This is a genomic window from Patescibacteria group bacterium, assembly GCA_028711655.1.
Taxonomy (GTDB): Bacteria; Patescibacteriota; Patescibacteriia; order Patescibacteriales; family JAQTRU01; genus JAQTRU01.
Genome location: JAQTRU010000017.1, coordinates 1 through 20,407 on the forward strand (window position 1 = coordinate 1; position 20,407 = coordinate 20,407).

At 40.2% G+C, this 20,407-nt stretch carries 16 protein-coding genes; 10 read left to right on the forward strand and 6 right to left on the reverse strand.

What is annotated here, in order from left to right; translation table 11 throughout:
- Positions 1-251 precede the first annotated feature (251 nt).
- From PHQ42_02820 to PHQ42_02855, 8 genes are all read left to right on the forward strand, one after another.
- Positions 252-1,472 (forward strand): sigma factor-like helix-turn-helix DNA-binding protein, encoded by a 1,221-nt coding sequence (locus PHQ42_02820; GenBank protein ID MDD5071643.1) that lies wholly within the window; start codon positions 252-254, stop codon positions 1,470-1,472.
- Between the two features lie 167 nt (positions 1,473-1,639).
- Positions 1,640-3,103, forward strand: coding sequence for a hypothetical protein (locus tag PHQ42_02825; GenBank protein ID MDD5071644.1), 1,464 nt, complete (start codon positions 1,640-1,642; stop codon positions 3,101-3,103).
- 218 nt (positions 3,104-3,321) lie between these two features.
- Positions 3,322-4,596 (forward strand): trypsin-like peptidase domain-containing protein, encoded by a 1,275-nt coding sequence (locus tag PHQ42_02830; GenBank protein ID MDD5071645.1) that lies wholly within the window; start codon positions 3,322-3,324, stop codon positions 4,594-4,596.
- A 153-nt stretch (positions 4,597-4,749) separates the two neighbouring features.
- Positions 4,750-5,520, forward strand: coding sequence for an undecaprenyl-diphosphatase UppP (gene uppP / locus PHQ42_02835; protein ID MDD5071646.1), 771 nt, complete (start codon positions 4,750-4,752; stop codon positions 5,518-5,520).
- A gap of 263 nt (positions 5,521-5,783) precedes the next feature.
- Positions 5,784-6,650 carry a DUF1554 domain-containing protein gene (locus tag PHQ42_02840; GenBank protein MDD5071647.1) on the forward strand — a complete coding sequence of 289 codons (867 nt, stop codon included), beginning with the start codon at positions 5,784-5,786 and terminating at the stop codon, positions 6,648-6,650.
- Positions 6,651-6,876: 226 nt separating this feature from the next.
- Positions 6,877-7,197: a hypothetical protein gene (locus tag PHQ42_02845; protein MDD5071648.1), complete on the forward strand. Its 321-nt coding sequence runs from the start codon at positions 6,877-6,879 to the stop codon at positions 7,195-7,197.
- 227 nt (positions 7,198-7,424) lie between these two features.
- Entirely contained in the window at positions 7,425-11,078 is a 3,654-nt protein-coding gene (locus PHQ42_02850; GenBank protein MDD5071649.1) for a DNA polymerase III subunit alpha, read from the forward strand.
- Between the two features lie 56 nt (positions 11,079-11,134).
- Entirely contained in the window at positions 11,135-12,562 is a 1,428-nt protein-coding gene (locus PHQ42_02855; protein MDD5071650.1) for a hypothetical protein, read from the forward strand.
- Positions 12,563-12,668: 106 nt separating this feature from the next.
- On the opposite strand, the gene PHQ42_02860 is transcribed toward PHQ42_02855, so the two are convergent.
- A complete protein-coding gene (locus PHQ42_02860; GenBank protein ID MDD5071651.1) occupies positions 12,669-12,884 on the reverse strand; it encodes a hypothetical protein in 216 nt (71 codons plus the stop codon).
- A 62-nt stretch (positions 12,885-12,946) separates the two neighbouring features.
- On the opposite strand from PHQ42_02860, the gene PHQ42_02865 reads away from it, so the two are divergent.
- Positions 12,947-13,489, forward strand: a complete 543-nt coding sequence (locus PHQ42_02865) for a GNAT family protein (protein ID MDD5071652.1) — start codon at positions 12,947-12,949, stop codon at positions 13,487-13,489.
- Positions 13,490-13,605: 116 nt separating this feature from the next.
- The gene (gene thrS, locus PHQ42_02870) at positions 13,606-15,447 is read left to right on the forward strand and encodes a threonine--tRNA ligase (GenBank protein ID MDD5071653.1); all 1,842 of its coding nucleotides are present in this window, start codon (positions 13,606-13,608) and stop codon (positions 15,445-15,447) included.
- Positions 15,448-15,531: 84 nt separating this feature from the next.
- On the opposite strand, the gene PHQ42_02875 is transcribed toward thrS, so the two are convergent.
- From PHQ42_02875 to PHQ42_02895, 5 genes are all read right to left on the reverse strand, one after another.
- Complete coding sequence (locus PHQ42_02875) at positions 15,532-16,335, reverse strand: response regulator (protein MDD5071654.1); 804 nt, start codon at positions 16,333-16,335, stop codon at positions 15,532-15,534.
- 25 nt (positions 16,336-16,360) lie between these two features.
- Positions 16,361-17,968: an ATP-binding protein gene (locus tag PHQ42_02880; protein ID MDD5071655.1), complete on the reverse strand. Its 1,608-nt coding sequence runs from the start codon at positions 17,966-17,968 to the stop codon at positions 16,361-16,363.
- Positions 17,969-17,980: 12 nt separating this feature from the next.
- Complete coding sequence (locus PHQ42_02885; protein ID MDD5071656.1) at positions 17,981-18,577, reverse strand: hypothetical protein; 597 nt, start codon at positions 18,575-18,577, stop codon at positions 17,981-17,983.
- A 165-nt stretch (positions 18,578-18,742) separates the two neighbouring features.
- Complete coding sequence (locus PHQ42_02890) at positions 18,743-19,699, reverse strand: HAMP domain-containing protein (GenBank protein MDD5071657.1); 957 nt, start codon at positions 19,697-19,699, stop codon at positions 18,743-18,745.
- A 77-nt stretch (positions 19,700-19,776) separates the two neighbouring features.
- The coding region (locus tag PHQ42_02895) for an MBL fold metallo-hydrolase (GenBank protein MDD5071658.1) at positions 19,777-20,407 on the reverse strand (631 nt) is incomplete at its 5' end.

Consider the following 20,407-nt stretch of genomic DNA (forward strand, 5'->3'; position numbering starts at 1 on the left):
TGGTCTCAGAAGGGACCTGGTTTAAGAGCGCGATCATAGAACAAGAGAGTTAATTATTAGCTAGTTTAATTTTACTCTTGTTCCAACTGCCTTAGTATACCCGTTTTTTTGTCCTTGACACATATAAAAATTTATGCTATATTACTAACATAGTAGACAAAGCGCATAAATTTGTTAATATATTTTTACTAAAATTAGCTAAAATTATAAATTATTTTTTTATTTTAAATACCCCTTGCTTTTAGAAATTTATGGATAATATCTCAATTCTAGACAAAATAATAAACAATCAGAAGGCCGAAGAAATCGCCAGGTTAAATGCGGTGGAAATCGTTAATAATTTGCTGGGCGAATTGGCGGACAGGGAAAAAGACGTCCTTATCCGTCGTTTTGGTTTGCATGGCCTTGGCAAAGAAACGTTGGAAAAGGTTGGCCAGGCCCACAAATTAACCAGAGAGAGAATAAGGCAGATCGAAGTTTCCGGCATAAAAAAACTGCGTCAGTTGGAAAAGCTGGAGGGTTATGTTAATATTTTAAAAAAAGTGACTTCACAGCTTTTGGAAGAGCATGGCGGCCTGATGGAAAGGCAGTATTTGCTCAATTCCTTGGCCAAATTTTCCCTAAACGGCGACGGCCGCGGAGGAAACGAAGAGTTAATCCACAAAAGCCATCTTGATTTCCTTATTTCCAAATTATTGCCGGAAGAGTTTGAAGAAATAGGCGACTCCGAGTTGTTTTTGGATTTTTATAAATTAAAATACCAGACCCTTGACCATCTTGAAGAGTTATCCCGCGAATTGGTTGAGAAGATAGAAAGTTTGAAGAAAATATTTAAAACAGAAGAGCTAATAAACCTTTCCGTTAAATTAGAAAGTTATAATAAAAATCTTGATAAATTCAATATCCCCTATAGTCTTGATATTTCAAGAATTTTAGACAATAATCTGGTTGAGGAGAAAATAGATGTAATAAACAGCCATAAAGTTTTATATTCTATTCTGCGGGCCCTAAGAAGGGTAGAGCAGAATAAATTCGGAGATTGGGGAATTTATGATTGGCGGGAAATAAAACCGAAGACTATAAATGATAAAATATATCTTATCTTAAAAAATCACGGCAAGCCTATGCATTTTGCCGAGATTGCCGACCGGATCAACCAGACCGGTTTTGACGGAAAAATTGCCAACGCCGCCACAGTTCATAACGAACTTATTTTAGACGAGAAATATGTTTTAGTCGGCCGGGGCCTTTATGGCCTGAAAGACTGGGGCTATAAAGAAGGCACGGTGGCTGACGTGATTAAGGATGTCTTAGCCGAAGCCGGCAAGCCCTTAACTCGCGAAGAGATCATCGACAAAGTCTTGGGAAAACGGCTGGTAAAAAAGACAACTATAGTTTTGGCTTTAATGAATAAAGAGATGTTTGAGAAAGCCGGAGGCAAATACCAACTGGCCGGAAGCCTAAAATCATAAAGTTTTTATAACAAAAATCGTTCCCTTAGCAAAGGGAGCGGTTTTTGTTTGGCTAAAATAGTAGAAATATGTTAAAATATGGTTAGTTAAATAGTTAATTAGTTGCATAGTCAAACAATTGTTAAACTAATTAACTAATCAACCAGGCAACTAATTAACTAATCACCATGGACATAGTCATTGATTTTTCGTCTATTTTTGATTTTCTCAATACCAGGCCGGATATATTAATGTGGCGGACTTTTTTATTGTTCGGCTGGATACCAATCGCCCTGGCTTTTCTTTGGGGGGCCAAAGAAGTCTGGCTTTTTTATATAAAGACCAAGTGGGACAGAACAATTAAGCATGTTTTGCTGGCCATTGATATTCCGCGTGGCAATGAGCAGACAATCAAAGCCGTGGAAAACCTTTTTACTTATTTCGGCGGCGCCCACAAGAAAGCCAATTTAATTGAGAAATACTGGGTAGGGGAATTTCAGCTTTCTTTCAGTTTCGAAATTATCAGCATTGACGGTTATACCCAATTTCTAATCCGCACGCCGGTGAAGTTCCGGGATATGGTTGAAGCCGCGGTTTATTCCCAATATCCGGATGCGGAAATCACCGAAGTTAATGATTATACCGAAGGCATGCCGGATAAATTTCCGGATGAAGTCTATGATATCTGGGGGTGTGAATTTATCCAGGCCAAGAAGTGGGTTTATCCGATTAAGACCTATAAAGAATTTGAGCAGCAATTAGGTCCGCCGGAAGCCCAATTTAAAGATCCGATGGCAACTTTAATGGATCTATGCAGCAGCTTAAAAAAGGGAGAGCAGCTTTGGTTTCAGATACTGATTAAACCCATGGGTTTTGACTGGCCGGAAGAAGGGGAAAAGGAAGTAAAGAAAATTTTAAAGGAAAAAGTGCCTGGCACTTTCGCCAATGAGATAATAGATAAAATTTTAGGCTGGATAGAGATATTCAGCGAAGCGGTTTATAAGCTTTGGGGAGATATTCAGGAGAAAGACGAGAAGGATGACTCTTTAAAGATGATGCAGTTAAAACCGAAAGAGAAAAAAATGGTGGAAGCTATCCAAAATAAAGGCGGCAAATTGGGTTTTCAGTTTAAGTCCAGGTTTGTTTATGTGGCCAGAAAAGAAATAATAAACAAACCGAAAGTCAGGGAGGGCTTTATCGGTTATATAAAGCAGTTTATGGATCTGGATTTAAACAATTTAAAGCCGGATATGGATATAACCGCAACTTCGGTAGATTATTTCTTTACAGAACGCCGGATTAATACTAGAAAAAATAAAATTATGAGAGCTTATAAAGGCAGAAGCACTACCAGGGGAAGAGATATGGGAGTAATGGACATAGAAGAGTTGGCTACTATCTGGCATTTTCCGATTGAGCCGGTGGTTAAGGCGCCGATGATTCAGAAAGCTCCCGGAAGAAAGTCGGGTCCGCCGATGCAGCTGCCGATTGGCGAAGAAATAGTGAGTGAAGCCATAACCGAGCCGGAATTTATAGAAGAGGAGAATAATAATAAAAATGAAAAAAAAGAATCGTTTGGTGAAATTACAGAGCAAGATGGTCTTAATTCTGACGAAAATGTTTCCCCGCCGGCTAATTTGCCGTTTGCCTAAATACGAGGTAATTAGTAAATTTGTCCCGCCACTTTATTATATTTATTGTGGGCGGGATCCCGCCAGGGCGGTGATAATTGGTAATTTGGATATGAATTTTAACATCTTCAATGTGACCCCAAATTACTAATTCACCAATTACTAACTTTGAAAGTAAAAGGCGATGAAAGTCGTATATAATATATAAAACATTTTTTCCCATCCTTATTAAAATTAATATGGAAAACAATTTTAAAAAGACTTTTATAGCTATCCTTGTTTCTTCAGTGATAGTAAGTTCTATTTTTGGAGGAGCCATGGGCTTTTGGGCCGGCGCAGTATCATCCAGCCAGCTTGATTTATTTGGCTGGATAAAAAATACAATCACCGGGCAGGAAGATAGCCAAAAATCAGGGATAAGCGATGGTTTGGGCGGTAAAATTATAAAAGTAGAAGAAGAATCGGGGGTCATTGACGCTGTAGAAAAAGTATCTCCGGCAGTAGTAAGCATTATCGTCACCAAGGATTTGCCTGTAATTGAACGGTATTATAGCGATCCCTTTGGCGATGATTTTTTTCGCCAGTTTTTCGGGGATGACTTCGGGGATTTATTCGGCGCGCCGCAGTACCGGCAGAAAGGCACGGAGAAAAAAGAAATCGGCGGCGGCACCGGCTTTATTATTTCCCCTGACGGTTATATAGTTACCAACAAACACGTGGTTTATGACGAAGAAGCCGAATATACGGTTTTGATGAATGACGAAACCAAACATGAAGCAAAAGTTTTGGCACGAGATCCGTCTACTGACTTGGCGATTTTAAAGATTGATGGCGGTGATTTTTCTGTTGTAGAGCTTGGAGATTCGGATAATTTGAAAGTTGGGCAAACAGTTATCGCTATCGGCAATGCCTTGGGCGAATTTAGAAATACGGTTTCTACCGGAGTGATTTCCGGATTGTCTCGCTCTATTGTCGCGGGCAGAGTTGGAGTTGGCAGCGAACAGCTTGTTGGCGTAATTCAGACAGACGCTTCCATTAATTCCGGTAATTCCGGCGGGCCGCTTTTGAATATTGCCGGCCAGGTAATTGGCATAAATACGGCTATCGCCCAAAATGCTCAAAATATCGGCTTTGCCCTTCCAATCAATGAAGCGAAAAATACCATTGAAAGCGTCAAAAAAGATGGACGGATAATAAGGCCGTGGCTGGGAGTAAGATATGTTTTAATTAATAAGTCTATTGCCGAAGCCAATAAATTAAACGTTGATTACGGCGCCCTGATTGTTCGGGGCGAGAATAGAACCGATTTGGCGGTTATTCCCGGTTCGCCGGCAGATAAAGCCGGGTTAGTGGAAAATGATATTATTTTGGAAGTAAATGGAAAAAAAATTAACGAGGATAATCCTCTGGTTAAAGTAATTGGCAAATTTAAAGTCGGCGAGGAAATTACCTTAAAAATTTTGCGCAAAGGCGAGGAGAAAGAGGTGAAAGTAAAGCTGGAAGAGATGAAATGATTACAAATTACAAATCTGTACAAATATTACATATTTGGATTTATTTATTTTTATTAATTAAAAACATTAGGCAAAATCAACAATCCTTTTCAAATTGAAATTGATTTAAAAACCATATTTGTAAAATTTGTAATGTATTTGTAATTTGTAACTATGGATATAATTCAAAGTATAATTCTCGGCGTAATAGAGGGCTTAACCGAATTTCTGCCGATTTCTTCAACCGCCCATTTAATAATTGCGGCCAAGCTTTTAGCTATTAGCCAGACCGAGTTTGTCAAAAGTTTTACCATTGCCATCCAGTTGGGCGCGATTTTGGCCGTTTTGGTTTTGTATTGGCGGAAGTTTTTGGTGGATCGGGCCTGCCTAAGGAATATAATTGTGGCTTTTTTGCCAACGGCCGTTGTTGGTTTTATTTTTTATCAGATTATAAAAAATTTTTTGATGGAGAGTTTTTTAGTAATTGCCTTGGCCTTGCTGGCGGGAGGGATAATTATAATTTTATTTGAAGCCGGCAAAAGCAAAAGAACCGCGGATAACGGCAGCGACTTAATCACTTATAAAAAAGCTTTTTTGATAGGCCTATGCCAGTCTCTGGCGGTTATCCCTGGAGTTTCCCGGTCCGCGGCCACGATTATCGGCGGCTTGTCTTTAAATCTTTCCCGCCGGACAATTGTGGAATTTTCTTTCCTCTTGGCGGTGCCAACAATGATAGCGGCTACCGGTTATGATTTGGCTAAAACCGGGCTTAGCTTTTCCTGCGGAGAACTGGAAGCGTTTTTGGTCGGCTTCTTTATTTCTTTTTTTGCGGCTTTAGCCGGCGTGAAATTTTTTCTGAAATTTATCACTAAATACAATTTTTTCTATTTCGGGATTTATCGGATAATCTTGGGGCTGGCGATTTTAGCTTGGCTTTGGCTCTAGTTTGCCCCCCCCTTAATTAAGGCGTTATTTATATTTACGATTTGATAAATAAAAGGAAGAAGATAAAATAAGGGATCGGTTAAATTTGTATGATTTAGTATAATAGATAGCAGGTAATAATAATGAGTAATATGTAAGCCTAATAGTGTTCCCCTACTTCACAAGGAGGGGATGGGGGGGGGTAAGGGCAAAGGGAGAGGCGGAGGGGGATGAGGGTATATTGGAAATTAGACAATACTTAAGGTATAATAAAGGCATAATCTATGGATATTAAAGAAAAACAAATCCTAAAAATTAAATTAAAAGCTCAAGCCAAAAGTTTGGCTTGGCGGGCGATTACCACGGTTATTTTAACTATGACCGCGGTTGTTACAGTTTGGGCTTATGCCGCTTTTGTTGAACCAAGCGCCGGACCGACTGACTCTGACCAAGATTTTGCCCAAAATATTTTAGGCGCCAATAACGCGGACAATGATTTTAATTCTTCCAGTGTAGCCGCCAATGCTGATGGCAGCATTATTGAAAGGCAAGAATATATTCAAACTCAGGTTGACTCAAATTTAGATACATTAAGTCCGTTAGAAAAATTAACTAAAAGAGTTTTTGTTACCAGCACAACATATAATGGTAATTTGGGCGGGGTGTCGGGAGCGGATGATAAGTGTCAAACGCGCGCGGATGCAGCTGGTTTGGGAGGAACTTGGCAAGCGATTATTTCGGGAGATTCTATAACGGCTAATTCCAGGATAGGATATAATTGGTTATTTTTGGTAAACATGATAGGGGAGCCGGTGGCGACTAATTTCATAGCGACAGGAACTGTCAGTAGTCTGGGGCCATGGACCAATAGAGATGGCACTAATCATTTATATTATCCTATACAATATGACGAGTTTGGTGTTTCTAAAACCGGGTGTGTTTGGACTGGCAGTACGGCAAACGGTCTTCTCAATACCGCGGATGATCAATGTTCCGACCCTCCGAACAGTGGACCTGATTGGATAAATTCTAATGCAGGTTATAACGGTACCGAGGGCAGATCAAATTATACAGATTCGCAATGGGTGAAAGAAACAATAGGTTGCGGAAATTGTAGCGGTTCAAATTCTTTGTATTGTATAGAACAATAATTTTTCTTAAAAGTTTTTAATCCAATTTTAGTTTTCTATTGTTTAGTTCAGCTTAGTCGTAGTATTCTGTTAGCCCCGCCAGTGGCGGGGTTAGGGGACTACGACTGTTTAATTTATTGAAGAATTGGGTCGTAGTCCTCTTTCGAGAGACTACGACCCCGCTAAAGATATAATCAGACCATACAATCTATTGCTAACTTATTATGATTATGCTATTATTCCCGGTATGGAAAAAGATGAATCAAAAAATGAAATTTTAGAAGCCATTAATGAATTTTCGTCAAAAGTAGACGAAAGGTTTGATAAAGTAGACGAAAGGTTTGATAATCTTGAGGGAAGAGTCGGCAAAATTGAAGCCACGATGGTGACCGAAGATTATTTAGATGAAAAAATGGCTGATTTGCGCGGCGATTTAGTGGTTTTAATGCGCAAGGAAGACACTAAGGTCGTTAAGTTAATTGAGATTCTTAAAAGGAGAAAGATTATTACCGAAGTTGAAGAAAAAGAAATTTTATCCATGGAGCCGTTTGCTAAACTTTTTATTTAAATTTTTTTCACCAGCAGCAGTTTCTTAGGCAAAGAACGGCTGCTTTTTTAATTTTCTCCATTTGCCAACCCCCTTTTTCTTAGGTATGATAATAGATGAAATTGGATTAGTAACAGAGTCCTATTTTTGAGAGACTCCAGCCGCAATGCATTCGTTAAATTCGCCCGCTCGCTTCGAATGCGAAGCATTTCGGGTAGGTATTAAATTCGCTTACTTATTTGTGTTTTATGAAATTCGTCCATCTCCATCTCCATAGCCATTATTCCCTTTTGGACGGCTTGACCAAAATAGACGAGCTTATAGCCGCGGCTCGTGACGACGGCGCCGAAGCCTTGGCCTTAACTGACCACGGGGTTATGTATGGCGCGATTGAATTTTACCAAAAATGCAAGAAAGCCGGCATAAAGCCTATTATTGGCGTGGAGGCTTATCTTGCGCCAAAATCCCGTTTTGACAAGAATTCTAAGGCCGATGAAAATTATTACCACCTTATTCTTTTGGCGAAAAACAACAAAGGTTATAAAAATTTAATAAAACTTACGACCATTGCCCATTTGGAGGGGTTTTATTATAAGCCGAGAATAGATTGGGAGGTTTTGGAAAAATACCGCGAGGGCTTAATCGCCGCTACGGCTTGCCTGGGCGGAGAAATACCCCGTTTGATTTTATCCGGGAAAGAAGAGAAGGCCCGAGAGCGGATAAAAGATTATAATAAACTTTTTGGGCCGGGTAATTTTTACTTGGAATTGCAGGACCATCCCGATCTTCCCGGCCAGGACAAGGTTAATAAAAAATTAATTGAGTTTTCTCGCGAGTTAAATGTGCCTCTGATCGCCACCAATGATATTCATTATTTGAAGAAAGAAGACGATGAAGCGCAGGATATTTTGCTTTGCCTGCAGAACAAAAAAAAGAAAGAAGACGGCGATCGAATGAATATGACCGGAGTTGACTATTCAATGCGCCCGGGGCGGGAAATGATTGAAGCTTTCCGCGACGCGCCGGAGGCGATAGAGAATACTTTAAAAATCGCGCAAGCCTGTAATCTGGAGATTGAATTGGGCAATACCACCCTGCCTTTCTTTGAAGTTCCCGACGGATATAGCGAGATGGGTTATTTGGAAGAATTATGCCGGCAGGGGCTTTCCAAAAGATACGGAGAAAATTACGAGCAAGTAAGCAAAGAGATAAAAGAGAGAATGGATTATGAATTGTCGGTAATTAAAAAAATGGGCTGGCCTTCTTATTTTTTGATTGTGGCGGATTTTGTCAATTGGGCCAAGAATAACGGGATTGTTGTCGGTCCGGGCCGGGGATCGGCCGCCGGTTCTTTGGTTTGTTATCTAACCGGCATAACCAATCTGGACCCCTTAAAATACGATTTATTATTTGAGCGTTTTTTGAATCCCGACCGTATTTCCATGCCGGATATAGATATGGATTTTGCCGATACCGGACGGGACGAGGTAATCCGTTATGTGGAGGATAAATATGGCAAGGACCATGTGTCCCAAATTATCACTTTCGGGACAATGGCGGCCCGGGCGGCGGTTCGCGACGTTGGCCGGGTTTTAGATTATCCTTATGATTATTGCGACAAGTTGGCGAAAATGATTCCGATGTTTTCAAAAATTGATGAAGCCTTAAAAAATGTTGATGAATTCAAAGAGATATACAAAAACGAGGAAGCGGCCCGGCGAATCATTGATTACGCCCGCCGTTTGGAAGGCGTGGCCCGGCATGCCTCAACCCATGCCTGTGGCGTCCTTATTACCAAAGAACCGCTGGCGAATTATGTGCCCCTGCAGTACGCCTCTTCTTCGGACCGCAGCTTAGTCTCCCAATACAGCCTTCATCCGATTGAAGATTTGGGCTTGCTTAAAATGGATTTTTTAGGGCTTAAAAACCTCACTATCATTGAATCGGCGGTTAAAATTATAAAAAATACCCGAGGCCTTGAAATTGACATAGACACAATTCCCCTTGATGATAAAAAAACTTACAGCCTTTTTCAGACCGGAGAAACAACCGGCGTATTCCAATTTGAATCTTCTGGCATGAAGCGTTATTTACGCGAGCTTAAGCCTACCGAATTTGAAGATATTGTCGCGATGGTAGCCCTGTACCGGCCGGGGCCGATGGAATGGATAGACGATTATATAACCGGAAAGCATAAAAAGAAAAAAGTTTCTTATCTCCATCAGAAACTGGAGCCGATTCTTGGAAAAACTTATGGGGTGGCGATTTACCAGGAGCAGGTTATGGAAATTGCCAAGAGTTTGGCCGGCTTTTCCATGGCCGAAGCGGATGTTTTGAGAAAAGCTATGGGCAAAAAGATCCCAGAACTTTTAACCAAACAACGGGAGAAGTTCATTGACGGTTGCGTAAAGAATAGCATTGCCAAGGAGTTAGGGGAAAAGATTTTTTCTTTTATTGAACCTTTTGCCGGCTATGGCTTTAACCGCAGCCATGCCGCTTGCTACGCCTTGATCGGCTACCAGACGGCTTATTTGAAAGCCCATTGGCCGGCGGAATTTATGGCCTCTCTGCTTACTTCTGACCAGCAGAATACGGATAGGATTACCATTGAGATTGAAGAATGCCGGAAAATGGGAATCAACATAATGCCGCCCGATATAAACGAATCTTTCGCTTCTTTTACCGTAGTGACAAGCGGCACAAAAGCCAATCGAGCCGTAGATCAGTCTGAAGAAGCAAGCACCATCCGTTTCGGCTTAAGAGCGGTAAAAAATGTTGGTGAGCATATTGTGGAAGTAATTATAAGAGAGAGAAAGGAAAACGGCCCTTACAAAAATATTTTTGATTTTTTAGCCAGAGTGACTGATAAAGATTTGAATAAAAAATCCATGGAAAGCTTAATAAAAAGCGGGGGATTGGACCAATTTGGCGAACGGGGGCAGATGCTGGCCAATATTGACAACCTGCTTGGTTTTAATAAGGAAGTGAGCAAGGTCAGAGACAGCAGGCAAAACAGCCTATTTATTGACGCGCCCAATTTAAATAAAGCCAACGAGATAAAATTGGCTCCGGCCGCGCCGGCCGGAAACCGAGAAAAGCTGGATTGGGAAAAGCAATTATTGGGTTTTTATATCACCGAACATCCCTTTTTAAGTTATGAGAAATATTTGCGGGATATAACTGTCCCTTTGACCGAATTGCAGGCGGTTTTATCCGAAGATTTCAGCCTTTCCGGGTCCCCGGCCGGAAAAACTAATTTTTTTTCCAGCCGGAACGGAAACGGCGAAGCCGTTAATGTTTCCGGCATAATAACGGGCATAAAAAAAATAATTACCCGCGCCAATGAATCAATGTTTTTTGTCAAAATAGAGGATGCCATCAGCAAGGTGGAGGTTTTGGTATTTCCCCGACTATTAAAAGAGACTGGCCATATTTGGCAGGAAGGCAAAGTAATTATTTGCCAAGGCAAAATTTCCACCAAGGATCGGGAAATAAAGCTATTGGCCAACAAAGCCGAAGAATTAATTTTGGAGACGATTGAAGACTCTTTGAGCAATTTCAGAAAGATTATAGCCGGCAACGGTTTTAGCCGGACCGTCCGAAACAATGGTCCGAATAACCACTTGGCAAAATCGGCCGGAGAGGCGGCCTCTTATTCCGCTAAAGCCGCCAACCAACCCTTGGGATTAGTGTTTAATAAAGCTTTAAGTCCGGAAGAGCTCCAAGAACTCAAGGGGATATTTTTAAAAAACAAAGGCGAAGATAAGGTTTATTTTATAATCAGGCAGAACGAAAAGAATAACGTCGTGGAAACAAGTTTTTGCGTGAGCAACAACAATTGTTTGAGGGAGGAAATAAAGGGTTTATTTGGCAATAGCCTGCAGATTGTGGACAAAAAATAAAAAGTTTGTTATATTATTATTAGATTAAGAAGATAATCTCAAATGTCGATTTTAATATGCCTAGACCCAAAAAAATAACAGGAAAATCTTCTCCTCCAAAGAGAATCAGGAAGAAAACCGCTTCTCCATCCGGAAAACAAAGGGAATTTTCCTCCCCAATAGGCCAGGCTTCCCAATCGCTTTCTTCCGGCGTGAAGATTGCGAATAAAGCCGAGTCTGGCCCCAAGAAGAGGGCTAAAAGTTCTAAAAAATTAGAATCAAACTCATTTCGCCTGTCTAGACTCGGTCCGCTCCGCCAAGGCGAGGGCGAGGCGAACGGATTTGGGCCAGCCGAAAAAGAGGCAAAAAAAAATATGAATCCTCCTAAAATAAATTTATATCGGAAGATAGCTATTAGTTTTATCATTTTGACCGTTATCTTGTTGGTTGTTATTTTTTATTTTTCTTTCGTAAAATTAAATATAGTTTTAATACCGTCGCAGGAGAGGTTAAGCGACAGTTTGGTAGTTGATATTTACGGGAGCGGGAGCGAACCGGCTGTGCCGGGGAGATCTTTGGCTGGCGTTGTGGAGCAAACGAGCATTGAAGAAAAAAACACTTATTCCGCCAGCGGATCGGAAAAGATCGGAGAGGAAGTGACCGGAAAGGTTACGATTATAAATAATTATAATAAAAACCAGCCTTTAGTGGCGACTACGAGGCTTCTGTCTCCCGACAATAAATTGTTCAGGATAAAGAATACCATCAATGTGCCGGCTGGCGGTTCCCAGGAAGTGGAGATATACGCTGACGAACCGGGCGCGGAGATGGCTATCGGCCCGACGAAATTTACGATTCCGGGGCTTTGGGCCGGATTGCAGGACAAAATTTACGCCGAAAGCGGAGAAAAATTTGTTTACGGCCAGCAGGAGGAAAAACATATCCAACAGTCTGATATTGATCAGGCGACCAAGGACTTGAAAAAAAGATTGCTGGAGAAGGCGAAGAGAGAAATAGGCGAGAGTTACAAAAGTTATAATAAAGTTATTTACAGCGTTGATGAAAATACGATTAGCACAGAAGTCGGCGGGAAAATTGGCGAAGAAAAAGAGAAATTTGATGTGAGCATGAAGGCGATGGTGACGATTGTCGCTTTTTCAGGCGATGAGGCCGGAGAAATAGCCCGGGAAAAATTGAGGGAGGTAATTCCGGATAACAAAGATTTGATAGAATTCAAAACGGAAGAAATAAATTATGAATTAAAGAATCTTGAGATAAGCCAGGGGCGGGCAAGCGTTAATGCTATTTTTGAAGGTAAAATGAGTTTAAAAAGCGACGCTCAAATTATTGACCGGGAAAAAATCATTAGCCTGACCCGAGAGCAATTAGAAGATTATTTAAGCGGTTTTAAGGAGATTGCCGGCTACGAAATTAACTTTTTCCCTTCTTTTATAGATAAAGTTCCGAATTTGGCGGATAGAATTAAGATAGAAGTGAGGAGGTAAAAGGTGGGATTCTTAAGATAGTTAGGATTCTTAGGATTCTTAGGATTATTGGGATTTTTTAAGGTGATTTTTATTGAGAATTATATAATTAAGTTAAAATTAAATATTATTTTTTGGCGATTGCTGCGATTACCAACTGCAGTTCCGATAATTCGGAATCCTCATCATTGGGGACTAAGCCGAGAGGAAAAAAAGAGAGGCCTTGCCAAGAGGGCGGATAAATCCGCCTTCGTCTCGCGATATCGCGGGACTTCGGCGAGACAAGTTGGGTGGAACCGCGAGGCGAAAAAGCCCCGTCCCAATACATCATTTCTTGGTGCATTGAGGCGGGGTTTTTAGATTTAAGATTTCAAATTGCAGATTTAAGAATTAAGAATAATAATTATGATTGGGCCGATTTTAAAAGGCAAAAAAGTGATATTAAGGCCGATAAAAGTAGGCGAAGCGGAAGATTTTTTACGTTGGTTTAAAGACTTGGAAGTCACTAGGTTTCTTAAAATTGAAGGAAAAAATTTGAATTTAAAGAAAGAAAAGAGTATCATTAAAAATTTTAGAAGAGAAAAGAAAAAAATAGTTTGGTCTATTTATACCGAGGAAGGAGCGCATATCGGCAGTACGGGATTGCATGATTTAGATTTGAAAAGGAATAAAAAAGCTACCTGGGGGATTGTAATCGGCGAAAAAAGTTATTGGAACCAGGGTTATGGCACCGACACCTTGAAGACAGTTTTAAAGTTTTGTTTCACCAAACTAAAATTAAACAGGGTAGAGTTGTCCGTTTATCCCCCCAATATAGCCGGGTTTAAGTGTTATATTAAATGCGGTTTCAAGGAGGAAGGGAAAAAAAGAAAATCTATTATGAAAAGAGGAAAATATTTGGATGAAATTGTCATGGGAATTTTAAAAAAAGAATTTAAAAAAAATTAATTTTGAGATTCTTGAGACATTTATGATAATTAAGATTCTTGGGATATTTGTAAAAAATATTTCATCCCAAGGATCATAAGCATTCTAAGCATTCTAAGAATCTTACAAAAAACAATATGGATAAGCAAAAAGATTTGGAAATGATGCGGCATTCGCTGTCGCATGTCATGGCCGCCGCGGTCAGGCAGCTTTGGCCAAACGTGAAGTTCGCTATCGGCCCGGCCGTAGAGACCGGATTTTACTACGATTTCGATTTTGATGCTGATTCGCGAATTAATGCGAATGTCGCGAATAAAGCGAATGCACGAATTAGCGAAAACGATTTGGCTAAAATTGAGAAAAAAATGGAGGAAATTATAAAAAAAGACTTGAAATTTGAAAAATCGGAAGAAAAAATTGATGAAGCAAAAAAACGGGAAAAATCAGCCGGACAGATTTACAAAGAGGAGCTAATAGCTGATTTAAAGAAGGAAGGTGCAAAATCCGTCAGCTATTATAAATTGGGTGAGTTTATCGATCTGTGCCGCGGGCCGCACGTGGCTTCCAGTGGCAAGCTGAAAAATGTCGGTTTTAAACTTACTAAACTGGCTGGAGCTTATTGGCGGGGAGATGAAAAAAACACTATGCTCACCCGAATTTACGGAGTGGCTTTTGCGAGTAAAAAAGAACTGGATAATTATTTAAAGATGATGGAGGAAGCGGAGAAGAGGGACCACAGGAAATTAGGCAAAGAATTGGATTTATTCCATATTGATGAGCTGGTGGGCGCAGGTTTGCCTTTGTGGCATCCAAAAGGGGCCATGCTTTGGAGAGTTATTGAGACATTTTGGCACGACGAACATTTAAAAAACAGCTATGATTTGCTGCGCACTCCGCATATCGGTAATCGGATTCTTTGGGAAACTTCAGGCCATTGGGGATTTTATAATACCAGTATGTACCCGCCATTGGAAGTTGGCCAAACGTTAGAAGAAAGCCAGAGTAGGGAAAAAGTCAAAGAATCGGAGCAATATTTGCTAAAGCCGATGAATTGCCCATTCCATATTAGGATTTATAATAATCAACTTCATTCGTATAAAGAACTGCCATTGCGTTGGGCTGAAAGCGGTACGGTGTACCGTTATGAAAAAAAAGGGGAATTGTCTGGTTTAACTAGGGTTCGGGGTTTTACCCAGGACGATGCCCATATTATTTGCAGTTCTGATCAAGTTGAAAAAGAACTAAAACGTGTTGTTGATTTTATATTATTTATTTATAAGTCTTTCGGTTTTAAAACTGAAGATGTGAATGTATATCTTTCCATAAGAGATCAGGAGTCAAAAAAATACGCCGGGGCAGATAAGGGTTGGGAGTTTACAGAAAAAGTGTTGGAGAAAGTTGCTAAAGAAAAAAAACTTAATATCACTAAGGATGTGGGCGGTGCGGTTTTTTATGGGCCGAAATTAGATTTTAAAATAAAGGACGTTTTAGGAAGAGAATGGCAATGTTCAACCTTGCAATTTGATTTCAATTTGCCGGAACGGTTTAATATGACTTTCATAAATAAAAAAGGCGAAAGTGAGCAGCCGTATATGCTGCATCGCGCGCTGTTTGGTTCATATGAAAGATTCATCGGATTATTGATTGAACATTACGCCGGCGCTTTTCCAGTTTGGCTCTCGCCGGTTCAAGTTAAAATTATTTCTGTCGGAGAAAAGCATATTGAATTTTGCCAAAAATTGGCTGGAGATTTCGGGAAAGAAGATATTAGAGTGGAAGTGGACGAAAGCAATGAAACCGTGGGCAATAAAATTAGGAAGGCGGTTAGCGAAAAAGTTCCTTATGTTTTGGTGGTGGGGGACAAAGAAATGGAATCCAAAAAGTTGGCGGTGCGCGATCGGGGCTCTAGGGAGACCAGGGAAATAGAAAAAGAAAAATTTATTGAAGAGATACGAGATAAAACAAGAAGCAAAAAATAAAAAAATTTGATTTTGGGCGGATAAATAAAAAGAAGGCGGAATCGCAGAATTCCGCCTTCTTTTTATCGTTATCTTCGAAAATTTTTATATTCCCAGCTTGCTTTTAACTTTGGAGATGATTTCCTCGGTGGTGAAATGCGCTTTAACCAGATAATCATCCGCTCCAAGATCCAGGGCTTTTTGAATATCTTCTTTTTGACCCAAGTTGGAAAACATTATAACCGGGACTTTTTTAATGGCCGAATTACTGTTTGAGCGGATTTTTTTCAATACTTCAAAGCCGTCCATAACAGGCAAAATTATATCCAACAGAACAATTTCCGGCTTAAAATCGTCAATTTTTTTTATGGCATCCTCTCCGTTAACCGTCATCAGAACATTAAAACCTTCTTTTTTTAATTTTTTATAGCAGATGTCCCTCAAAAACAAGTCATCTTCAACCAATAAAACCCTGGCTCCGTCGTTTTCTTCTTCCTCTTCTTTTTTAACATCCTCTTTTTCGCCCTTGTCATCTTTTTTCACGGAAATACCCAAAAAGTTTTTTACTTTTTCTATGACTTCTTCCGGATCCAGTTGAGTTTTGACTATGCAGTCGGCCGCTCCCAATTTTTTTGTTTTCTCCAATTCAATTTCTTGCCCCGAATTGGAGATGATAATCACCGGAATTTTATTTCCCTTTTTTTGCAATTCTTCCAGAACTTCATAGCCGTTGATTTTTGGCATGACAATGTCCAATAAAATTAAATCAGGCTTCCATTCTTCAATTTTTTTCAGCCCGTCTTCCCCATCCACCGCGATTAAGGCCTCAAACCCATTTTTTTTGAGTTTTGAAGATAGTACTCCGGACAAAGCTTCTTCGTCCTCAATTATTAAAATTTTTTTTGCCATAAAATTAGATTAATATTTATAAGATTTATTGCGGTTTATTGAGGGGCAGGGAGAAGCTTACTTCGGTTCCCTTGCCCTCCTCGCTGGTTAAAATTATTTTTCCGTTATGTCTTTCAATAATGTTTTTGACGATAAACAGCCCCAAACCCGAACCTTCGGTTTCCAGTCTGACGGCGTTAGTCGCCCTGAAAAATTTTGTGAACAGTTTTTCCTGGTCTTTTTTAGGAATTCCCACTCCCTGGTCTTTAATTTTAACATATAAAAATTGCTTGTCAACCTCAATTTTTATTTCTATTTTTCCGTATTCGGGCGTATATTTTATGGCATTATCCAATATATTTTGCATCACCATGACCATTCTTTCTTTGTCAAAATATACTTCCGGCAGGCGTTTCGGCTTTTTGATTTCCAGTTGCAGGTGATTTTTAACAATTAGATTCTCTAAGTTTCCGAGAGTTGCGTCTATCACTTTTTGAAAATTTTCTTTTTGGAAATCAAACCCGAATTTGCCTTCTTCAATTCGGGAAACGTTCAAAAGGTCGTTGACCAGCCTAATAATTCTCTCGTTGCTGGCGTAACCCTTGCTCAATAATTCCTGCTGTTCTACGGTCAATTTGCCCGCATCGCCGTCAAGTATCATTTTTATCACCCATTTAATGGCGGATAGGGGAGTCCTTAGCTGATGGGCGGCAATGGAAATAAATTCCGATTTTAGCCTGTCAATCGTTTTTTCGCGAGTGGTATCATAAAAAATCTTTACAGTACCCAAGTAATCGCCATCTTTTTCTTTCGCCTTAACGGTTGTAACTTTGTATATCCGGTCTCCCTCCCGGTATTTAACGGTAACTTCTTCCAAATTGGCATATTCGTCAATATCACCCCGCCCCTTCTCTATTTTTTCCACTTTGAATTTATTGTGGATTATGCCGGTGAAATTATTCAGGCTAAAATTGTTGTTTTCGGATATTTCGGCGTCCAAATCTCCGTCTTTTATGTTTAAAATCTCCCGGGCCGACGGATTAAACAGGGCAAGCTTATTTTGGCTGTTTAGAAATATGACCGGCGTCGAAAAGCTGGATATCAGGGCCAGGGTTTTTTCTTTTTCTTCTTCCGCTTTATTGCGTTCGTCCTCAACGTCTTCCAGTATGTTTATTAAAGATTTTCTTGAATCATCCAGCTCCTTTGTTCTTGCTTTTACTTCTTCCTCAAGCTTTCCCTGAAATTTTTTCGTTTCGGTGATGTCGGTTATGCTTACAAAATAGCCGATAAAATTATCAAATTCATCCTGCCTTATGGAAGCGGATATCCTGACCAAAATTTCTTTTTTTTGTTTTGAAATTAAAACCAGTTCATCCGTGGCAATCTCCTTTTTTAACTTCGCTCTTTCCAGAGTTTCTTCCAGTTTTTCTTTTTTCAAAAAAATATTTCCTAAAAATTCGCCGACTATTTCGGCGGATCCGTAATGGGTCATAGCCTCAAAAGCCTTGTTGGCGTCAATAACCCTTTTTACCGGGTTGACTGTGCAGACCGGCAAAGGCAAAAAAGTGGAGAATTCTTCAATGTACTTTTCCAAATCAGCCAAATCTTCTTTGGTTTCTTCAAGTTCATCTTTGATAGATTTTTTTTCAGCCATAACCATTGGTTTTTATTTCCATTTTATAACATATTCATGGCAAGAATCGCCCCGAAAAGAACATTTGGTTTTTTCAATATCGGTTACTTCTTGCCGTGACCCGAGTTCGGCAATTTTGCGGAAATAGCCGACATAGTAGGAGCAAAGAATGGGATGAATTTTGAAATCAAAAATTTGCAGAACCAGATATTTCCCTTCTTCGCTGTACTCGGGAACCTTTAATTCCCCGACATCATAATGTTTTGTCCAGTAGCTGGGGCTTTTTTTATAGGTTTGTTCAAGGGTCAGAAGGTATTTCATTAATAATTTGACTATAAATGAATGGGCGGGAGCGGAATAGCCCATATCTTCTATTTCTTTATCCTGCCAGCCGAACACTTCTTTGGCGGCCAATAAAGAAATAGCCCTAAGCCCCACCGGATACCACTCCATATTTTTAATTTTTTTATAATCAATCGGCTGGCCCCACTCCCCGGTTTTTTCCTCCACTTTTTTTAGCCCTTCCTCTCCCTTTTTTTCCAAAATATATTGGGCGTCGGTGCTAAAAACAGCGCCTCTGACTTGCCCCGGTTTTTCCGCTAGATTTTTTATTTCTTTCGGCGTAAGCATAATGATTTGCCTTTAACTTAAATAAAAAATTTTTGGTCCGTATTTTTAAAAAAAGTTTGCGATAGCGAATATTTGAAACTGGCGGACGGCTTCGTTTCCGGCGGCAGCGCCTTTTAATAATTATAAATTGTCATTGAGTGGGCGGGATTTATTTCGTATTTCAGTTTACCCCCTTGCTTTTTGCTCCAGCTCCCTGATTTTTCTTTTCAGTTCAATCATTTTTGTCTCCCGGCCGACGGTTACCCGGTGGAACGCCTCTAATTCGTCAACTCTTTCCCGGAGCTGTTTTGTCCTTTCTTCAACTTTTTTTTCTAAATTTTCTGTTAATTCTCGCAATTCCCGGGTTCTGGCGGCCACCTTTACCTCCAAGACCTTTTTTGATTCTTCCAGGCCGGCTTTGGATTCTTTCAGATCCACGATCATTTTATTGAAAGTGCTTATCAGTTCGCCAATTTCGGTTTTTGATTCGGTTTTGATTTTTATGTCCAGGTTATTTTTTCCGATTTCTTCGCAGGCCAGGGTCATTTCTTTCAGGGGGTTGATTATGGAATTGCGCAACACCATAAAGATAAACACGATAACCAGCAATAATATTCCCAAGATTCCCAGTTCGCGCAAAACCATGGACCGGATTACATTTTCAACGTTTTCCAAAGAAAAACTTATCCAGATAGTCCGGTCGTTGTAACCCGGGTAAATAATCGTTTTTAATTTTTCTTTTCCCAGGGTTTCATCTCTGATTATCACTCTTTTGCTGGAAATCGCTTTTTTAATATCCGGGTCTTCGTTTATTTCCCCGTCTTCCCCCTCTATAGTGGTTTGTTTTATAATTCCGTTTATATCAATCACCTTGATGTAGCGGATATCTTTGGCTTTGGCTATTTCCGTGATAAAAACCTTTTCCACTTCGCCCACCAAAGCCGTTCGGTAGAACCAAAGCAAAAATGTGGAAGAAGTTATCTCGTTTATGCTTGAAGCCAGGGTTATTTTTTCATCAATGGATGTTCTGGTTAGATTTTCCCGGTGTTGATTCACGGAAAAATAGATGGATATAAAAACTCCTATAATTAAAATGAAAAATATGCCCAAAATAATGCTATAGAGGGAGTATTTTTTTATCATACCTTTTCCCTGATCGGGTTTAAAATTTATTTAATTCCAGCCCCGCCCTTCGCGAAAAGGCGGGGCTGGAATTTTTTTTATTTCAGCATATACTGATCAGCCGCATGAGCGCTGGTTCCGGCAGGAGTCGCCACAGAACTGTGGAAAGCGTGAACCAAATGAATTTTCATATCTTTCATTCTCTCATATCTCTTCGGATCAAAAGAAGTCAATCCCCATTCTCTTTCGGTTATGCCGCCGCCGACGTTGATGGATAGAATTGGAGATTCAATATAACCTGAAAGGTAAACCCCCAATTCGTAAGGCGCAATCGTGATTGGATCGTAGGCCTTGGTCCATTTCTGCATGTCTTCTACCGATATGTGGTCAAAATGGCCGTGGGTCAGAAGAATCATGTCTATTCTTTCAAATTGGGAGATGTCTTTGAATTTTTCAAGAAGCTGGGCGTTAAATTGCATGGCCGGGTCAATCAAGAATCTCGTTCCGGTGGGAGTGACGAAGAACCAGCTGCCTCCGCCGAGGAACGTGACCTTTATTCCCATAATGTCTTTTTCTTCACCCACTTCATAAACCAAAGGCTTGGCGCCTACGTTGTACTTATTCAGGGAGTTAAGGAAGATATTAACGTCGGCGTTTACCATCGGACAACTGGTTGCGCCGTAATGGATGGGAACCACATAATCAAGCCCGCCGGGATTTATTACGGAA

Bases quoted from the DNA above. Each gene is read 5' to 3' on its own strand.
- PHQ42_02830 (MDD5071645.1), top strand. From the start codon at position 3,322: ATGGAAAACAATTTTAAAAAGACTTTTATAGCTATCCTTGTTTCTTCA.
- uppP (MDD5071646.1), top strand. From the start codon at position 4,750: ATGGATATAATTCAAAGTATAATTCTCGGCGTAATAGAGGGCTTAACC.
- PHQ42_02885 (MDD5071656.1), bottom strand. From the start codon at position 18,577: ATGCTTACGCCGAAAGAAATAAAAAATCTAGCGGAAAAACCGGGGCAA.
- PHQ42_02880 (MDD5071655.1), bottom strand. From the start codon at position 17,968: ATGGCTGAAAAAAAATCTATCAAAGATGAACTTGAAGAAACCAAAGAA.
- PHQ42_02860 (MDD5071651.1), bottom strand. From the start codon at position 12,884: ATGCACCAAGAAATGATGTATTGGGACGGGGCTTTTTCGCCTCGCGGT.
- PHQ42_02855 (MDD5071650.1), top strand. From the start codon at position 11,135: ATGCCTAGACCCAAAAAAATAACAGGAAAATCTTCTCCTCCAAAGAGA.
- PHQ42_02850 (MDD5071649.1), top strand. From the start codon at position 7,425: ATGAAATTCGTCCATCTCCATCTCCATAGCCATTATTCCCTTTTGGAC.
- thrS (MDD5071653.1), top strand. From the start codon at position 13,606: ATGGATAAGCAAAAAGATTTGGAAATGATGCGGCATTCGCTGTCGCAT.
- PHQ42_02840 (MDD5071647.1), top strand. From the start codon at position 5,784: ATGGATATTAAAGAAAAACAAATCCTAAAAATTAAATTAAAAGCTCAA.
- PHQ42_02820 (MDD5071643.1), top strand. From the start codon at position 252: ATGGATAATATCTCAATTCTAGACAAAATAATAAACAATCAGAAGGCC.
- PHQ42_02845 (MDD5071648.1), top strand. From the start codon at position 6,877: ATGGAAAAAGATGAATCAAAAAATGAAATTTTAGAAGCCATTAATGAA.
- PHQ42_02865 (MDD5071652.1), top strand. From the start codon at position 12,947: ATGATTGGGCCGATTTTAAAAGGCAAAAAAGTGATATTAAGGCCGATA.
- PHQ42_02890 (MDD5071657.1), bottom strand. From the start codon at position 19,699: ATGATAAAAAAATACTCCCTCTATAGCATTATTTTGGGCATATTTTTC.
- PHQ42_02875 (MDD5071654.1), bottom strand. From the start codon at position 16,335: ATGGCAAAAAAAATTTTAATAATTGAGGACGAAGAAGCTTTGTCCGGA.
- PHQ42_02825 (MDD5071644.1), top strand. From the start codon at position 1,640: ATGGACATAGTCATTGATTTTTCGTCTATTTTTGATTTTCTCAATACC.